This window comes from Sphingobacterium sp. MAE (genome assembly GCF_056711605.1).
The window spans coordinates 3,831,352-3,850,258 of the sequence record NZ_CM160044.1 but is presented as its reverse complement, the minus strand read 5'-3'; the positions used below and the strand labels follow the sequence as shown (position 1 = coordinate 3,850,258).

The window sequence follows — 18,907 nt, the reverse complement described above, 5'->3', positions numbered from 1 at the left end:
ATCTTTTGATCTTGAGCTTAATCTAGTTTTCAGTATTTCTAGACTGATATTCATAAAGATTTCAAATACTATTATTGCTAGCCACTAGTAAACCTGCTGATATATATTATTTTATGATCTTGACCAAATTATAGTAGGTATTAAAATGATATGCTCAATGAGAATTGGAAATTATTTATTTTTTACAAAAATCAACAACAGTGTGCATTTTTTTTAAATGATTGCTAAGAGAGATTGAATAAGTTTGTAAAAAAAATAAAAAATACTTCTATTGATTATTATTATTACTGTATTGAAAATGTGGTAATGCTGTAACTGTTTCATATGCTAGTGCTTAGGTGTGAGAAAATAAGTTAAATTTGTATATAGCTTAATATGCAAATGGAAACTTACGGTAACCCAGTATTAAATCAACTACCTCAACATTTAAAACGTTATATCGTGCCACAGCACTATCAGCGTTACACAGCGATTGATCAAGCAGTATGGCGATATGTCATGCGACAAAACTATGCCTATCTCCGAGATATTGCCTATTATCCCTATATTCCCGGGCTTCGTAAAGCAGGATTGACTATTGAGGAAATCCCAAATTTGCAAGCTATGAATGATAGCCTCAAAAAGATAGGATGGGGAGCCGCAACCGTTGATGGATTTATACCCCCAGCGGCCTTTATGGAATTTCAAGCGTATCGGGTACTCGTTGTGGCAGCAGATATACGTCAGATTGAACATATTGAATACACACCAGCACCAGATATTATCCATGAGTCATCGGGGCATGCTCCAATTATTGGAGAACCTGAATATGCCGCATACTTGCAATATTTTGGAGAAATCGGTACAAAAGCGATGTTTTCAGAAAAGGATTTCGAATTGTATGAGGCCATTAGGCATTTATCTATTCTCAAAGAAAGTAGCAGTGCCACTATCAAGCAAATTGAAACGGCTGAGAGAAAACTAGTTGATATACAGTCCAATATGGGGGAGCCTTCCGAGATGGCATTGCTTAGTAGACTACATTGGTGGACTGTCGAATATGGATTAATTGGGACTGTTGACGATCCCAAAATTTATGGTGCAGGATTGCTGTCGTCCATTGGTGAAAGCGCATCATGTATGCGTAAAGAGATTCCCAAATTACCTTATACTCTCAAGGCATTAGACTACTCTTATGATATCACTAAGCCGCAACCTCAATTATTTGTTACTTCAGATTTCAATCAATTACGTGAAGTATTAGATCAATTTGCAAATACCATGTCATTTCGTATAGGAGGAAAATTAGGATTAGAAAAAGCTATTGCCTGCAAAAACCTGTGTACAATTGTATATACCTCAGGCTTACAAATATCTGGTCTATTTCAACCAGGTATCGTCGATGAAACCATCGCATATATCAAAACAGTAGGACCTACCGCACTGGCATATCAAGATAAACAACTCATGGGGCATGGCAAGTCATACCATGCTGATGGATTTAGTTCCCCAGTTGGGCGTTTATCGGGATCTGATAAAGCATTTGAAGATTTCGATGAATCTGATATGAACCGTTATGGTATTGAGATAGATAAGGAGAGTATATTCCTATTCGAATCTGGTATTGAGGTAAGGGGAATAGTTCGTTCCATAGTGAAGCAAGATAACAAAATTCAATTGATTACTTTGGCACCTTGTCAGGTTATCGATAGTCGGTCTTGTCAGATCTTATTTGATCCCGAGTGGGGAACTTATGATATGGCAGTAGGTGAGCATATTGTCTCTGTTTTCTGTGGTGCAGCAGATAAAGAAGCCTATGAGCAAGGAGTCTCCGTATCTGCAAATAAAACAATTGTTCAAGAGCAGGATGAAGTTGGAAAAGCTAAAAATAAATTATATAGTTTAATTCGTCAACGTAGAAAAGGAGAATCGCAAATTTCATTAACAGAAATCTATGAAATGATTGCGCAAAATTTTTCAATGGACTGGTTAGCCTATGTCGAAACATTAGAATTGGCTGTACATGATCAACATGAACACTTAGCAAAGCAAATCGAAAATCGACTTCAAGAAATTATCAGTCATCATAAGCACTTGAGAAAATTAATTTTGGATGGCATACAATTAGCTAAAAATAATCAAATAGCATTGCTTCTTAGTAAATAACCCTTAGCTTTCTTTAGTGGTTAGCTTTAAAGTTTGAAAGTATATCACTATGAATATACTTTCAAACTTTAAAACTGTTTTGTTAAGTAGTATGGAACTTAATTGTTTTTTTAATATATTAACGATTATGTAACATTAGATTAGCATTATCATCATGTCAGACTTATAGTTTTGCGACATTATAAATAACGCAAACTATGAGAATTTTTTACACGATGATTTTGTTGATCGTTACTGTGAGCACCTATGCACAGTCTACGTTATTAACGGGCAAAGTAATGGATGATACGGACAATCTATCCTTGCCAGGAGCAACCATAAAACTGCTTGAAGGCAATCGTTATACTGTATCGGATCAAAATGGTCACTTTGAATTTTTGAACTTACCGACAGGTAATTACACTGTTTCTGTGGTTTACATTGGTTATCAGCCAATCCGGAAAAATATAGTAGTAAAAAATGGCCAAAAAAATTATATAACGATTCAACTTTCATCCTCTTCTTTATCGCTAGCGGAAGCAGTTGTTCTTGGAGATATGGCTCGGGGGCAAGCTAAAGCATTGAATCAACAGAAAAACAATCAAAACATTACTAATATCATTTCTTCAGATCAAGTTGGCCGATTCCCAGATGCAAATATTGGCGATGCTTTGAAGCGTGTTCCAGGGATTACCATGCAGAATGATCAAGGAGAGGCTCGCAATATTATCATCAGAGGTTTAGCTCCACATCTTAATTCAGTCACCTTAAACGGAGACCGTATCCCTTCTGCAGAAGGAGATAATCGTAATGTACAGATGGATCTAATTCCATCGGATATGATTTCTACTATTGAAGTGAATAAAACCTTGACACCAGATATGGATGCAGATGCGATTGGCGGATCAGTAAATCTAATTACACGAGCTTCGCCAAATGGGCAACGATTATCCGCAACAGCAGCTGGAGGGTATGGTCCTATTCGTGAAAAAGGAAATTATACAGCTGGTTTGGTATATGGTAATCGTTTCTCAAGTAATAAATTTGGAATCGTCTTGAGTGGGTCTTACAATAATAATCGCTTCGGATCTGATAATGTCGAAGGAGTTTGGACTCAAGGAAAGAAAGATCAGGTATTTATGAAAGAAATGGATATTCGTAAATACGATGTTCAACGCATTCGCAGAAGCACTGCATTAGCATTTGATTATAAGATTAATGATAAGCATATGTTATATGCCAATGGTATGTATAATTGGCGTGATGATCGCGAGAACCGTTATCGTGTGCGATACCGTGATATCGAAGCTATTTATGATGCTCAAGAAAATATTACAGGATATAAGGGTAATATCCGCAGGGAAACAAAAGGGGGCATAGACGATAATAAAAATAAAAATAGTCGCCTCGAAACCCAAAAAGTGCAGAATTATTCAATCGGTGGTGAACACCTATTAAATCCAAAAGTCGCACTTGATTGGTCGGCAAACTATGCAACGGCAAGTGAAGATAGACCACATGAACGCTATATAGACTTTCGTGCAAAAGATGTATTAATTACAGAAGACTTATCTAACAGCCGATTTCCTTTAGTGACCTCTGCAGGAGATGTGCCCGAAAACTTTAAACTTGGTACAATCTCTGAAAATGATAATTATACAGAAGAAAGTGAATTTGGGGCAAAACTTAATATTCGTTTTCCTCTTACGATGATCAAAGATCAGAAAGGTCGTATCAGGACAGGACTTCGCATGCGTCTGAAAGACAAGTCTCGTGATAATATCTTTTATGAGTATACACCCATCAATGCGCTTGGCAAGCTGGATGCTGTACCCAATAACTTCTATTCGGGAGAAGATTATCAAGCAGGAAGTAAATATGTACCAGGATATTTTGTAAACCGTGAATACTTGGGAGACTTTGACCTTAAAAATGCCGCTCTTTTTAAGGAAAAAGCCAAGCCAAGTGAATATCTGACTCAAAATTATAATGCGAAAGAGAAGATTTTTGCTGGCTATGTGCGATGGGATCAAGATATCAGTACAAAATTAGCTATGATTGTAGGTGCTCGAGTAGAACATACAAAAATCGATTATACCGGTAATTATGTGGTAGATGAGGAAGATTTAGAAGGGAGTGTTCAGCATAAAAATGATTACACCAATGTACTTCCAAGTCTATCTTTCAAATATAACGTAGATGATTCATTCATTTTACGTACTGCATTTACCACTGCTTTAGCTAGACCCAATTATTATGCTTTAGCACCTTATGTAAGTGCATTATCTGAAGATGCAGAAATTTTTGCGGGTAATCCAAGTTTGAAAGCGACCTTCTCCTATAATTTTGATTTAATGGCTGAAAAATATTACAAATCTATTGGTTTGATATCTGCTGGTCTATTTTATAAAAATTTAAATGATTTCATCTACACTTATGTTGACAAGCAATTTACAAATGACAAATTTTCATCAAATTTTCCGGGACAGAAAAATCCAATTCCACATGATCAAAACTGGAAGTTTGTGCAACAACGTAATGGCGACAATGTTGATGTATATGGATTTGAAATCGCATTTCAACGTCAATTAGATTTCTTACCAGGCGCATTTTTAAAAGGGTTCGGTGTATATGTCAATTATACGCACACCAATTCAAAAGCTAAAGGTATCACCAATGAAGACGGAGAGGAGCGCACTGATGTGAAGTTGCCCGGTACTGCACCACATATGTTTAACGGATCATTATCTTGGGAAAACAATAGATTTTCATCTCGAGTATCGCTCAATTATACTGCAGGTTACATTGATGGATTAGGTGGGAGTGATTTTGAGGACTTATTTTACGGGAAGCAACTTTTTGTAGATGCCAATGCAGCATTCAAAATAACAAAGAAGCTACGCATATTTGCCGAAGCCAATAACCTCACAAATCAACCTTTGCGTTATTATCAAGGCATTTCATCCCGTACGAGTCAAATGGAATATTACCAAGCTCGTTATAATTTAGGACTTAAATTTGACTTATAAGTTAAGCATGATCTAAAAGATATCATCCTGCATGGCGCATGATCGCAATGCAGGATTTTTAACAAAATTCGATAAGACCATTTCAATTTCTTGAAGTATGTCTACGTTAATGAGTTTATTAGGATCTTATTTAATTTCATGAATTAAAAATTTTAAAGATCATCTGCAACCAATATCTGTCAGTACAAAAGCGAAATCAACAAACTGAACTAATAGAAGTTCAGTAAAACAAAAATATATACATATATTAAAATTGATGAAAAAAAGATTATTCTTAACCATTTTTACAGTGTTGGTGCTGCAAAAAATCTTTGCACAAACCGTGCTACAGCAAGAAGAAAGACAATCTGGATATAAAGGTGGGTTCACACCTGAGCTCACATGGCTAAAGGATGGATTTACCTTCTTAGCATTAGGAGATTTTGGACGTGTTGGCGAATATTATCAAAAAGATGTGGCAGCAGAATTAGGGCGGACTGCGATTACTCTGGATGCTGAGTTTATAGTATCGGTAGGCGATAATTTTTACCCTTCTGGAGTAGCAAGTACACAAGATCAACATTGGAAATCTTCTTTTGAAGAGATTTATACACATCCCAATCTATATCAGGATTGGTATGTTATTTTAGGCAATCATGATTATAGAGGAAATATCAGTGCGCAGATTGACTACACTCAGATTAGCCGTAGATGGAATATGCCAAGTCCTTATTTTAAGAAAAAATTCAAGTTGGAGGATGGTAGTACACTATTGATGGTGTTTATGGATACCAATCCTTTTATTGAAAGTTATCATCATAATGATGGTAAGTATCCAGATTTAGCACAACAAGATACAGTTGCTCAAAAAAAGTGGTTAATTGAAACTTTATCCGATACCGATCCAGCTATCAAATGGAAGGTCGTAGTAGGACATCATCCTTTATATAGTGGTGGTAAGCGAAAAGATAATAAAGATACCAAGTCTTTTGAAGCAAAATTTGCAACTCTTTTTGATCAATATGGCGTGCAGGCTTACATATGTGGACACGAGCACGACCTTCAGGTCATTCGTCCCAAAAATCGCTTTACGACGCAGTTTCTGACAGGGGCAGGAAGTGAAGTGAGACCTACAGGAGAGCGTGAAGGTACGATTTTTGCAGCTGCAGAACCAGGTTTTATGGCATTTACGATAGTAGGAGAGACTATGCTTATACAAGCCATTCAAGCCAAAACTGGTAACGCCAAATTATTAAAGAGTATCACGATTAAATCAAAATAATTATATCTTATAACGTAAGCAAAATGAAATCAATATCTATTTTATACGGATTATTAGCGTTGACATTAACGGTGTCATGTAGTGATCAGCTTGCCCCAGTGGCATCCAATGCACTGAGACCGACAGTAGTGACTGAGCAGACCGAATACGATACTGATGATCCCGCAATTTGGATTAACCCACGAGACCCTAGCAAAAGTTTGATCGTAGGTACAGACAAAGAAATAAATGGTGGTTTATATCTGTATGATCTAAAAGGAAAGATTGTCAATAAAGTAACGGGATTGCAACGCCCTAATAATGTAGATATCGCTTACGGTATCATGATCAATGGTAAAAAAATAGATATAGCTATTACCACCGAACGTAAATCTCATAAAATAAGAATATATAGTCTTCCAGATCTGAAACCAGTAGATGGAGGTGGTATAGAGGTGTTTGTCGGTGAAAAAGGAGAAGATGAACGAGATGGTATGGGGATAGCAGTATATACCAAAAAGATCGACTCTTTAACGAATGAAATCTATGCTATTGTTGGTAGAAAAACTGGATTTTCAGACAGTTATTTATGGCAGTATAAGTTAAGTGGAAAACCTGATGGCACTATTCAGGCAGAAGTTGTACGCAAGTTTGGTGCTTATAGCGGAGCAAAGGAAATCGAAGCGATTGCTGTAGACAATGAGTTAGGTTATGTGTATTATTCAGATGAAACAGTAGGAGTGCGCAAGTATTTTGCTGATCCCGCTCTAAATAATAATAAAGAATTAGCTCTCTTTGCTAAAGGAGAAGCTAAACGTGATCATGAAGGTATTGCTATTTATAAAACAGGGGAGAAAACAGGTTATATTCTAGTTTCTAATCAACAGAATAATTCTTTTTTAGTTTATCCAAGAGAAGGTGAAGCTTCCAATCTCCACGCTTACAAATTATTGGCAGACATTCCCGTTGCTGCTGTAGAGTGCGACGGTGCAGATGCAACGCATGTCAATCTAGGTCCTGAATTTCCAAATGGTATGTTAGTAGCCATGAGTAATGGTAAAGTATTTCATATATATGACTGGAATGAAGTTCAAAAACGTATTGAAGCAGGAAAATAGTGGTTATTTTAAAAAAAATTAGTTGCCCACCGATATGGTTCAACTTGAACCATATCGATGGGCAACTTTAGTTAAAAAAATCTTATTTATTCGATCTCCAATAAAAGAACCTGCCAAGCGAGAGACAACTTACCTTCATCCAATAGCTTAGCGGCATACATCTGGAGAAGTTTCCGTCTTAATGGTAGCTGCTCTTGCGATTGATCCCATATCGCTTTTACATTTGGATCTAAACTTAATCTGTTTTCATCAGTCAATACAGGTAATTGCTCTACATTAGCTAATCTTCCCAAATGATTACCTGTTAGGATTTCCGAAAAGCGAATATGTTCAGGAAGTGCATCAACTCCAATTCCTAGATTTCTCAGGGGTTTTGGAACCTCAAATAAAGATTCTTTGGTGACGCGACAGTACCAGTTACCACCTAAGCGAGCAACAAGATCGAGGGACTCTTGTGTGATCTGATGGTCATCATCCAATAAAGTTTTGTGAATATGCATTCTAACAACTTCTGCAATAACCATATTGCCACCTCCAGGGCCATCTCCAAGACTGATGATTTCTTTAACTTTACATTCCAACTGTATGGGTGATTCTGCAACACGAGGCGGTTTGATCAGTTCCGATGCAATTGCTGTGAAACCCGATTTTTCAAATTCATTTATACCTTTTCCATATTCAGTACTCGCGAGTGATTGTTGCTGTACCATAGCATAATTTACAATATTGATCACTACTTCTGGTACCTCTTCGATATTATCTAATGTATGTTTTGTTGATCCATCTCGCATCCTTAATAAGGGAGAAAAAACACATATAGGTGGTTGCTGAGACATGAAATTAAAATAACTGAAGGGGCTCAAGTTGACCTCACCTGCAGCATCTATCGTGCTGGCAAAACAGATAGGACGCGGTGCTACAGCATATTTGATGAGATCATCAAAGATAGCTTGTTGTGCTACAGGATCTATTACTGTTGTTTTTTCTGGTTTCATAAGCTATATTGCTAATTTAAATTTATTATTCTTAATTATTTATTCGCACAATGTGATTCTCCAGCTGACCAAGACCAGTTACGTTCATGGTGATCTCATCACCCTCTGTCAACCATTGTTCTTTGTAATCTGGATCATTTAATTTTCCAGTTCCATTGAGCTCTAAGAAACAGCCAGTACCTACAGTTCCTGAGCCAATTACATCTCCCGGAAATATATCCACACCATAAGAAATGCGTTCAATGATTTCGGCAAACGTCCAGTCCATATCTCGAAGATTACCCATGGAGACCAGTTTTCCATTTACCGAGCACGACATTTCAAGATTATAAGTGGCGCCAACATGGCCTTTAGGAGGATCTACTCTATATTTTTCCAATTCATCGGCTGTTACTAGGCACGGTCCTATGACCGTCGCAAAATCTTTTCCTTTGGCTGGTCCCAAATTGAGCTTCATCTCTTCCATCTGAAGTGTTCGAGCACTGATGTCGTTCATAATCATATAACCAGCTATATAGTCATCAGCTTCCGAAGCGGGTATATTCCGCCCCTGCTTCTGTATGACAATAGCAACTTCCAGTTCAAAATCAAGTTTATCAAAATGTTTAGGCATGCAAGCCACTGCTCCAGGTCCACAGATAGCTCTATGATTTGAAAAATAAAAGACAGGAAATTGGTCAAACTCGGCAATCATTTCTAGTCCACGATTGCGACGAGAGGTGTAAACATGCTGACGAAAGGCATAGGCATCACGCAGTGAACCCGGACGAGGTACAGGTGCATTTATAATGGTATTATCAATCGTATACGGTGTGCTATTAGTAGTTGCAGTGCAAAGTGAAAGGTATGCCTCACGCATAGTTGTCTTTACCGTATGGTCTGTAAGTAAATAGCGATCCATGGTATTCGGCAAGGATTTGTCGACCTTGTCACAAGGATAGATATGTGTGCCAATTAAAAAAGCCAAACACTCGTTTTCTCCCAGAATACAGGTAATGAGTTTCATAATCTGATGTATATAATATTAAAATTGGTTTCTGTTCTTTATGCTCTTAAATGCAATAAAAAAGATTATAGTCGCATGTCCTCTGCAACGCAATTGGGTTAAATATAGGAAGTTCGCTAATCATTTTATATATTTAATTTGAAATATTAAAAAATAAAATATTATATTTGATTAAATAAAAAATCCAATTATGAACACCAGTAGACTCATAAATAAGAGAGTCATTTTAGGAATGAGTGCTTTCTTGAAGGCATTGATCGCTGATGTGGTGTTTGCTCAATATTAAATAATCTTCCCTCTTCGTTATTTATTTGTGCTAGAGTTACTTGTTTAACCCTTGCCGCAGCATATATCATTTCACTTTTTTAATTTAGTTACTTATGCCACTTTATCATCAATTGGGAAAAGTTCCTCCTAAAAGACATACCGTATTTCGGAAGCCTAATGGTGCACTCTACTCCGAAGAATTGGTTTCTACACATGGTTTTTCGAGTACTTATTCATTAGTTTATCACTGCCATCCGCCAACACTGGTCAAACAGATTGGAGAAGCCTATGATGTTTCCCCAAAAATAGCGCGTAGCAAGCATCTCAAGCACACGAGCTTAAAAGGTTTTGCGGTACAAAAAAAAGACGATTACTTAGAAAGTCGTATTCCCGTTCTGGTCAATGATGATCTCCATATTTCACTCGCTGCACCTCAGACATCAATGACCAATTATTTTTATAAGAATAGTCAAGCTGACGAGATCATCTTTATTCATGAAGGCTCAGGTATCATCAAAACAGGATATGGGCAAATTCCTTTTGCTTATGGCGACTATATTGTTATTCCTAGAGGAGTGATTTATCAGATTCATTTTGATCATCCTGACAATCGCTTGTTTATCATCGAATCATTTTCCCCAATTCGTACTCCCAAACGTTATCGTAATGAATTTGGGCAATTGATGGAGCACGCTCCTTTTTATGAAAGGGATATCAGAAGGCCTGCTGCATTAGAAACTATTGATGAAATCGGAGAATTTGAAGTTAAAATTAAAAAACAAGGATTGATCTATCCCTATATTTATGGTAGTCATCCTTTTGATTTCATTGGTTGGGATGGTTATCATTATCCATGGGCATTCTCTATTCACGATTTTATGCCTATCACAGGAAAACTGCATCAACCACCACCTGTACACCAAACTTTTGAGACCGATACTTTTGTTGTGTGTAGCTTTTGTCCTCGTCTGTATGATTATCATCCAGAGTCCATTCCCGCCCCTTACAGCCATAGTAATGTAGATTCTGATGAAGTCTTATATTATGTTGATGGCGATTTTATGAGCCGCAAAAGTGTAGAACGTGGGCAGATAACGTTACATCCTGGTGGCATTCCCCACGGCCCACATCCAGGTACCGTGGAGAAAAGTATCGGACAGAAGCAGACCGATGAATTGGCGGTTATGATTGACCCATTTAGACCATTAATGTTGACAGAAGAAGCACTAGCCATTGAAGATCCAGATTATTACAAATCGTGGTTGAGTGAATAATATTAAATATACTCTTGAAAATATAAGATAATGAAACAGACTTTTGCTGAGAAAATAGCTTTAGCGCAAGATTTTCTGCCCATCAATGGCACAGATTATATTGAATTTTATGTGGGCAATGCCAAGCAAGCAGCTCACTTTTATAAAACAGCTTTTGGATTTCAGTCCGAAGCTTATGCTGGACCAGAAACAGGAATCCGAGATCGAGCTTCCTATGTATTGAGACAAGGTAAGATCCGGTTGGTATTGACTACTGCTCTACGATCGGATCATCCGATATCAGAACATGTGAAACAGCATGGTGATGGAGTCAAGATTCTTGCCCTTTGGGTAGATGATGCGACTAAAGCTTTTGAAGAAACCACTAAAAGAGGAGCTCGTGTGTATCAAGAACCGAAGGTACTCACTGATGAATATGGTGAAGCAGTTACTTCGGGGATATATACCTATGGCGAAACAGTACACCTCTTTGTCGAACGTAAGCATTATAATGGTGTGTTCTTGCCCGGATATCAAGCATGGAGCAGTGACTATCAACCCGATGAAGTTGGGTTATTATATATTGATCATTGTGTTGGTAATGTGGGTTGGAACAAAATGAATGAAACAGTAGATTGGTACCAGCGCGTTATGGGATTTGTTAATGTGCTTTCTTTTGATGATAAGCAGATCAATACGGAGTATTCGGCATTAATGAGTAAGGTGATGAGCAATGGGAATGGTTATGTTAAATTTCCAATCAATGAACCAGCAGAGGGGCAGAAGAAATCCCAGATCGAAGAGTACCTCGAATTTTATGAAGGAGAGGGTGTACAGCATGCTGCTTTGGCAACACATGATATTGTAAAGACAGTTAAAGCCTTGAAAGCTCGCGGTGTAGAGTTTTTAGGTGCGCCGCCAGAAGCCTATTACGACATGTTACCCGAACGAGTAGGTCAGATTGATGAAGAAATAAAAATTATTCAAGATCTCGGTATTTTAGTTGATCGTGACGATGAGGGTTACCTTTTACAGATCTTCACAAAACCAGTAGAAGATCGTCCCACGTTATTCTTTGAAATTATACAACGCAAAGGAGCTCAAAGCTTTGGTGCAGGTAATTTTAAAGCTTTATTTGAAGCTATCGAACGGGAACAGGAGAAAAGAGGGAATTTATAATCAGTATACCAATAGCTTGTATAAGTTAAAAATAGAATGTAGATACTATGGAAAATATGAAAGAGCTTCTGCAAGCTTTTGAACAAAAAAGACCTGAGATCATTTTTGAATGGAAAGATACAGAAACTGAGGCAGAAGGATGGGTTGTTATTAATTCGTTGCGTGGTGGAGCAGCTGGAGGAGGTACAAGGATGCGGTTGGGATTGGATAAGAACGAAGTAGAATCATTAGCCAAGACCATGGAGGTGAAGTTTACCGTTTCGGGACCTCCTATAGGAGGAGCCAAATCAGGAATTAATTTTGATCCATCTGATCCGAGAAAAATAGGTGTATTGGATAGGTGGTTTAAAGTTGTCACTCCTTTGCTTAAAAATTACTACGGTACAGGCGGTGATCTCAATGTCGATGAAATTCACGACGTCATTCCGTTAACAGAACAATATGGTCTCTGGCATCCCCAAGAAGGTGTGTTGAATGGTCATTTCAAGGTGCGTGAAAATGAACGCATCCATCAGATCGGTCAACTTAGGTATGGCGTTTCTAAAGTTTTAGAAGACCCAGCATATAGTCCTGATATGAAAAGAAAATATAAGATAGCGGATATGATTACAGGCTATGGCGTGGCAGAAGCTGTTAAACATTTTTACAGATGCTATGAGAGTAATTGTGCGGGTAAGAGTGCAATCATTCAAGGTTGGGGAAATGTTGCAGCAGCAGCAGCATTTTATCTCAGTAAGATAGGGGTAAAGATTGTCGGAATTATTGACCGTGCTGGCGGATTGATTAATCCTCTAGGTTTTACCGAAGCAGAAATCACGACCTTGTTTCTCAATCGTAAAGGAAACGAATTGTATAGCCCTGAATTACTTTCTTTTGAAGAAGTGAACCAGCAGATCTGGCATATGGGCGCAGCTATTTTTATTCCTGCTGCCGCTTCACGGCTGGTTTCTAAAGAACAGGTCAGTGAATTGGTCGCGCATGGACTTGAACTGATTGCTTCAGGAGCCAATGTTCCTTTTTCAGATCGTGAAATTTTTTATGGACCCGTGATGGAATATGCCGATACGCAGGTATCCGTCATTCCCGATTTTATAGCAAATTGTGGTATGGCACGTGTTTTTGCATATCTGATGCAGCCCAATGTAGAGATCAGTGATGATGCATTATTCTCAGATGTATCGCGTATTATCGGACAAGCGATCGATCAAATAAGAGCAGTATCCGATTCCAAAACACATCTATCATCCAAAGCATATGAAATTGCCCTAAAGCAATTGATTTGATTAGTTATCCCATGTAAAGATATATATATGAAAAAGCATTTGTGAGAAAAACCACAAATGCTTTTTTTATAATAATTGATGCTATATCTTATTCTTCTCTAGTTAGGTCATCTTTTTTTTTAGCGGTTTGGCCGTCCTTCAGTTCTTCAGCTTTTAGCTCATCCAATACTTTTTTCAATTGGTTGACATATGGGCCATAAAAATACCGTGTCCACGCCAGTATAGATAAGATAAAACTTAAACTGACCACCAGCGTAAGAATAATAAGTGTTACTTTGAATTGAGGAGAGATGGACGAAAAATCTTTTCCTTTTTCCAATAAAGTACTGTATACATATAAAGCTATAGCAATCAGCGCTGTAGGGAGTAGAAGAAAACCAAAAGCGTGATAGCGCTCTATATTTAATTTAAAATCGTAATATATTTCGGTCAAGCTATCTTTTGTATCAGCAGTGTAATGGTTAATCCTATTATAAAATAATCGGAATAAGTTCAAATAATATGCTGAAATAACAACTAATAAGGCATAAGAAGCATAATAGATAACATGCAATGAAGGATGGATATGAAACAGTGGTGGGAAAAATCCCAAAAATAGGATTGCTACAATCTGTATATACCATTCCTTCTTCATATTTTGCTTGAGTTTATCTAAAGGATGTTTAGCTTGTCTCAATTGTTTTATTTGTGCTGGAATATGGACATCGTCCGTGTTTTCAGTATTCCACGCCGATTTTAATTTATCAAGATTCATAACCTGTTTTTTTATGATTTGTTGTAATTTTTCTTTAGTTCTATTGAGTTTTACGCGTACATTTCCTTCACTTATTCCTAGCTGAAATCCCGTTTCATGATGCGAAAGTCCTTCCATAAAGTAAAATATCAAAGCCTTTTCTACGGGATTTAACTGCTGTACAGCCTGATAGAATACCTCGAGTTGTCGATCCTTTTCTGGGTTGTAGGCTTCATTTTCTGGTTCTTTAGCACTTGCATAATCATAAATATCACTTCTGCGCTTTTCCTTTTTAAAGTAAGAAATAGCTGTATTAATCGCTACTCGATACATCCAAGAAGAAAAAGCACTATCTCCTTTAAAGTTTTGGTAAGATTTCCATAATTGAATTATGATTTCCTGCTGTAAGTCTTCTCGGTCTTCTGGGCTGTCCATATAGAGACGAGCTACCTTATGTAGGATACCTTTGTGAACCTCCATCAGATTCAGAAATGTTTTTTCACTTGAATAATCTACTAACATCTTACATCTTATATTATTGCAAAAATTTTAGTGGTCTGGACAGCATTTTCAACGTTTAATGCTTAAAAATACATTCCTTTTTTGTTGTTTTAATTAGTAAGTACAAGTGGAACTCCTTTCGTTACACTTTTTTTAAAAAAACAAACATTGCGGACCGAGGTGTAGATCCTATCTATTTTAGATAGATAAAACTTTTTTAAATACTATCTATGAGGTACCATATCAATAATGCGCTGACGAATATAAGCCCAAAAGTAGACAGCATGATAAGCGGATTGGAGCTTCCATACGTATCGGCATCGATCTCTTTTTCTATTTTTTTATAATTGAGGTAAGCAAACAGTGCTGTCATAGCTCCAAGTGCAACCAGTGTGACACCAATTGCGCCAGAATACCCCTTTTGTAGAATATGTTGGTTGTTATGTAGTATTAAGCTCACTTGTTTTACAAATAATGAAAATTTTACGACTACAAACCCAAATCCCATGATTCCGATACTCGTGCGTATCCATGCTAAGAATGTACGTTCATTGGCCAAATGGTCACTTGTTTTTTTCTGAGGTTGATTATCCATAATATTTCCGATATACGATATAACAATCAAAAAGCGAGATTGATTTACTTTGTCTGGTCTTGGTAAATGAATACATACCTTATTTCGAGGATTTTTAATTTTAAAAATTATGGTAATTATTTCTCTAAGTTATATCGAATAATAAGCTGTATATCTTTATTGATATGTTGGGCATGTTGTCATAATGAAAATGCCTAAAGCTGGGAACTTCAGGCATTTTCTAACCAATTATTAATCTAAATTATGAATAAAAGTTATTTCAAATGTTGTGCCAAGAAATAAACTTATCGTTATTTTGTGATATTGCATTAATAAAATTACAAAGCTTATAATAATTTTAGTTACTTTCTTTGCTTATTTTCTCTAACTGATAGGAGTTATCTCCCAATTTTACCAATTTAATCTTTGTGCCAGCTTCAAGTTCAAGTTCTTCCGCAGCATGTTGTCCCAAACTGAGGACATGAGAACGATCTCTTCTGTAAGAAAAAGCACACTCGTATTCATTTTTAATCAGTATTCTAATCTTTTTAGTCTTATTTGGAAATAAAGGTTTTAGATCCTTCGTGATTCTAATTTGATTTTTAGTCACATCTTCTGCTGTAATTTGATTTCCTTTTGAAGGAATAATTGCATGATCCACCTCTGTCACATGTCCTTTTCCTGTCGTTGTAGGGGTACTAGCACTTGCTGTTTGTGTTCCTAAATCCTCAGTTTGTGAAGGTAAGTTTGTTTTTGTCTGACTATTTGTTTTCTTTACTTCTTTTTGAATGGTGTTAGGTCGTTCAGTAGATGGTTGGACAGTAGGAATTGAAAGTTTTGCCTGTTGATTAGCTATATTGACCTCGGACGCAGTTATAGTAGGATTTGTATTTTTGGATTTTCCTTTTGATTTTCCTTGCTTTGGCGACAGGTTATTTCGTTCAGTCGGTGCAGGTACGGGCAGCGGTATAGATTTGGCTTGTTGAGTTGTTGGATTTATAGGTTGGTTGGGCGCAACATGAGGTTTTGAATGATGAGAAGTATTATTTGTTGGAGCAGCTTGAGTACTAGTTGCGCTTGCTGCTGTCGTAAGAGCAGGATTTGCTTGTAGGGGTTTATTGATGATATTTCTGATGTAGTAATTTTTTATTCTTGATTTTTCCGTATTACGCTCCTCAATTTCAAAATCTTCTTTGTAAGCCTTAAAAAGATGTGATATTTTCTCATAACCGTAGTTTCTAGCATCAAAATCTGGTTTTCTTTTATTAAATAGGCTACCTATTTCACCTAAAAACGCCCATCCGCTTTCATCAGCAGTATCATCTACCGTATCTTTTAATAGCTCCAGTGTCTCTTCATCCAAGGCAGAAATTTTATTTCGGTCAATAACGGGATTGGGAGTTGAACCGGAATTATTATTTTTCTTTTTCACAGCTTTTTTAGAAACTTCTTTTTCTAATATTTCGACATATATAAATTTGTCGCAAGAAGAAATAAAAGGTTTAGGTGTTTTCCGTTCGCCAATACCGATCACTAATTTACCTGATTCGCGAAGCCTAGTCGCTAAACGGGTGAAATCACTGTCACTGGATACAATACAAAATCCATCTACACGATCCGAGTGTAAAATATCCATCGCATCGATAATTAAAGCCGAATCTGTTGAATTTTTACCCTGGGTGTAGCTATATTGTTGAATAGGGGTGATTGCATGGGTTAAGAGGCTATCTTTCCAATTTTCTACATAAGGACTGGTCCAGTCACCGTAGATACGCTTGATCGTAGGGATTCCATATCGTTTTACTTCATTCAATATCTCTTCTATTTTTTTATATGAGATATTATCAGCATCAATCAAGATCGCTATTTTTTTTTCTGTTTCTTCTGGCATCCCTTGTGTTTTTAATATGCGCTATAAATTGAATTCTCCTGAAATGATAAGTTATTTATTCACCTTAATTTGATTTTAACGCACTAGAACAATCTGAACATTCAGATGATATAGTTTGTATTGAATATGTTAAGTTTAACAACTCTACTCTTGTAAACTTAGATAAATTTGATTAGATACGCAATATATTTGAAGTGATCCATGATCAAGATATTGGTATGATTTATTTTATTCTCAAGAAGAACAGGATTCGTTTTTAGTGTGAATATTGCTGTACTCGACGTTTTTTTCTATACATTGTATCTAATTCCGAATGGCTTATCTACTTTTTGTCTACACAAATTGTCTTTGAAATAAATATTAAATATGATTTTCTATTATACAACAGTTGTTTTTCAAATAAGTTGCGCCGACCGCTCCCTTGTTATGATCGGATCCTTCATTTAAAAGTGATACTCTAATCCAGATGAGCACTCGCTTTTCTATTAAAAACTTATTATTTTTGTTTAAATTATAGTTTTATGCTCATCATTGATTCTCCCTCCAACAACGCTTATTTTAATATAGCTTCTGAAGAATATTTACTGTATAAATATCCAAAAGAAGACATTTTCTTATTGTATAGCAATGCACCATCGATTATTATCGGAAAATTTCAAAATACACTGGCGGAGATTAACTTGGATTATGTTCAAAGTCAAGAAATAAAAGTAGTTAGGCGTATGTCTGGAGGAGGAGCAGTTTATCATGACCTTGGAAATTTAAATTTCTCTTTTCATACGCTTTTAGGTACAAATGACTTTATGGATTTTTCAACCTTCACACAGCCTGTCTTATCTTTATTAAATTATTTGGGGATCCCTGCAAAATTAGAAGGTAGAAACGATCTGTTGGTAGAGGGAAAGAAATTTAGTGGAAATGCAAAACTTGCCAAAAATGGGAAGATGATCCAACACGGTACGCTTTTGATTAACTCTCAAATGGAGGTTCTCGGGTCGGCTTTGAAAGTCAATCCTTTAAAATTTGTGGATAAGGCAGTAAAATCGAACCGCGCCCGTGTGATCAATCTAAGTGAATATCTACCTAAAGAAATTACGGCATTACCTTTCAAAGAATTGCTGATCGCAGAAATGATGAAAAATAATCCGCAAGCAGTCCGCCATACATTTACAGAAGATGATATCTTGGGTATTGAAAAATTAATAATAGAAAAGTACAGTACATGGGAGTGGAATTTTGGGTTTTCGCCACAATATAATTTTAAAAAAGCGCTGAAAATACCAGCGGGCTTTATTGAAATTCATTTAGACGTGCATAAAGGCTATATTGAAAAAGCCAAAATATTTGGAGACTTCTTTGCATCCAAACCGATTGAGGAGCTAGAATCAGCACTAATCGGGCAAAAGCACGACATTGCTCATCTCACGACGTGGTTGGATCAGCAGGATCTAACAGCATATTTTGGTAAAGTCAGCACATCAGAATTATTAGAGCTGTTTAAATAATAACCTTTTATAAACCTAAAAGATTTCTGATTTAACCAATTTTAAAGGTTTACAGTCACATAAACTCATGTTTTTTATGAGGTTTTCCGGCAGTTCTTAAATTAACACAAAGATTAAGTTCTAAAATATAACTTAAATATGGCTTTTTAACAAGTACCTGACAAATGGACTTGGTGAGATTAATCTTTATGGTTATGTTTGTCGTTTTG

The 18,907-nt window shown here is 36.6% G+C and carries 13 protein-coding genes; 8 read left to right on the top strand and 5 right to left on the bottom strand.

Going from position 1 to position 18,907, the window contains the following annotated elements; genetic code table 11:
- The first annotated feature begins 381 nt into the window (after nucleotides 1-381).
- The 4 genes from AC06G9_RS16445 to AC06G9_RS16430 all read left to right on the top strand — a co-directional run bounded on the left by AC06G9_RS16445 (nucleotide 382) and on the right by AC06G9_RS16430 (nucleotide 7,511).
- On the top strand, nucleotides 382-2,145 hold the full coding sequence (locus AC06G9_RS16445; protein WP_480956763.1) for an aromatic amino acid hydroxylase: 1,764 nt from the start codon (nucleotides 382-384) through the stop codon (nucleotides 2,143-2,145).
- Between the two features lie 197 nt (nucleotides 2,146-2,342).
- Nucleotides 2,343-5,153, top strand: a complete 2,811-nt coding sequence (locus tag AC06G9_RS16440) for a TonB-dependent receptor (protein WP_480956762.1) — start codon at nucleotides 2,343-2,345, stop codon at nucleotides 5,151-5,153.
- 256 nt (nucleotides 5,154-5,409) lie between these two features.
- Nucleotides 5,410-6,414, top strand: coding sequence for a metallophosphoesterase (locus AC06G9_RS16435; protein WP_045752700.1), 1,005 nt, complete (start codon nucleotides 5,410-5,412; stop codon nucleotides 6,412-6,414).
- Nucleotides 6,415-6,437: 23 nt separating this feature from the next.
- Entirely contained in the window at nucleotides 6,438-7,511 is a 1,074-nt protein-coding gene (locus AC06G9_RS16430) for a phytase (RefSeq protein WP_260948597.1), read from the top strand.
- An 86-nt stretch (nucleotides 7,512-7,597) separates the two neighbouring features.
- On the opposite strand, the gene AC06G9_RS16425 is transcribed toward AC06G9_RS16430, so the two are convergent.
- Together AC06G9_RS16425 and AC06G9_RS16420 are read right to left on the bottom strand one after the other, a co-directional pair.
- Entirely contained in the window at nucleotides 7,598-8,506 is a 909-nt protein-coding gene (locus AC06G9_RS16425) for a flavin reductase family protein (RefSeq protein WP_480956761.1), read from the bottom strand.
- Nucleotides 8,507-8,537: 31 nt separating this feature from the next.
- Nucleotides 8,538-9,512: a fumarylacetoacetate hydrolase family protein gene (locus AC06G9_RS16420; protein WP_045752703.1), complete on the bottom strand. Its 975-nt coding sequence runs from the start codon at nucleotides 9,510-9,512 to the stop codon at nucleotides 8,538-8,540.
- Nucleotides 9,513-9,892: 380 nt separating this feature from the next.
- Here AC06G9_RS16420 and AC06G9_RS16415 point away from each other — a divergent pair, with 380 nt between their 5' ends.
- From AC06G9_RS16415 to AC06G9_RS16405, 3 genes are read left to right on the top strand one after another with little or no spacing between them, the layout of a single operon-like run.
- Entirely contained in the window at nucleotides 9,893-11,053 is a 1,161-nt protein-coding gene (locus AC06G9_RS16415) for a homogentisate 1,2-dioxygenase (RefSeq protein WP_045752704.1), read from the top strand.
- 30 nt (nucleotides 11,054-11,083) lie between these two features.
- Nucleotides 11,084-12,211, top strand: coding sequence for a 4-hydroxyphenylpyruvate dioxygenase (gene hppD, locus AC06G9_RS16410; RefSeq protein WP_094772301.1), 1,128 nt, complete (start codon nucleotides 11,084-11,086; stop codon nucleotides 12,209-12,211).
- A gap of 47 nt (nucleotides 12,212-12,258) precedes the next feature.
- Nucleotides 12,259-13,494, top strand: a complete 1,236-nt coding sequence (locus tag AC06G9_RS16405; RefSeq protein ID WP_248755862.1) for a Glu/Leu/Phe/Val dehydrogenase dimerization domain-containing protein — start codon at nucleotides 12,259-12,261, stop codon at nucleotides 13,492-13,494.
- An 88-nt stretch (nucleotides 13,495-13,582) separates the two neighbouring features.
- On the opposite strand, the gene AC06G9_RS16400 is transcribed toward AC06G9_RS16405, so the two are convergent.
- From AC06G9_RS16400 to AC06G9_RS16390, 3 genes are all read right to left on the bottom strand, one after another.
- Complete coding sequence (locus tag AC06G9_RS16400; RefSeq protein WP_480956760.1) at nucleotides 13,583-14,749, bottom strand: RNA polymerase sigma factor; 1,167 nt, start codon at nucleotides 14,747-14,749, stop codon at nucleotides 13,583-13,585.
- Nucleotides 14,750-14,945: 196 nt separating this feature from the next.
- Nucleotides 14,946-15,323: a YidH family protein gene (locus tag AC06G9_RS16395; protein ID WP_045752708.1), complete on the bottom strand. Its 378-nt coding sequence runs from the start codon at nucleotides 15,321-15,323 to the stop codon at nucleotides 14,946-14,948.
- 337 nt (nucleotides 15,324-15,660) lie between these two features.
- Nucleotides 15,661-17,193 carry an NYN domain-containing protein gene (locus tag AC06G9_RS16390; RefSeq protein ID WP_094772303.1) on the bottom strand — a complete coding sequence of 511 codons (1,533 nt, stop codon included), beginning with the start codon at nucleotides 17,191-17,193 and terminating at the stop codon, nucleotides 15,661-15,663.
- Between the two features lie 521 nt (nucleotides 17,194-17,714).
- On the opposite strand from AC06G9_RS16390, the gene lplA reads away from it, so the two are divergent.
- A complete protein-coding gene (gene lplA / locus AC06G9_RS16385) occupies nucleotides 17,715-18,698 on the top strand; it encodes a lipoate--protein ligase (protein WP_293924253.1) in 984 nt (327 codons plus the stop codon).
- The last annotated feature ends 209 nt before the right edge of the window (nucleotides 18,699-18,907 follow it).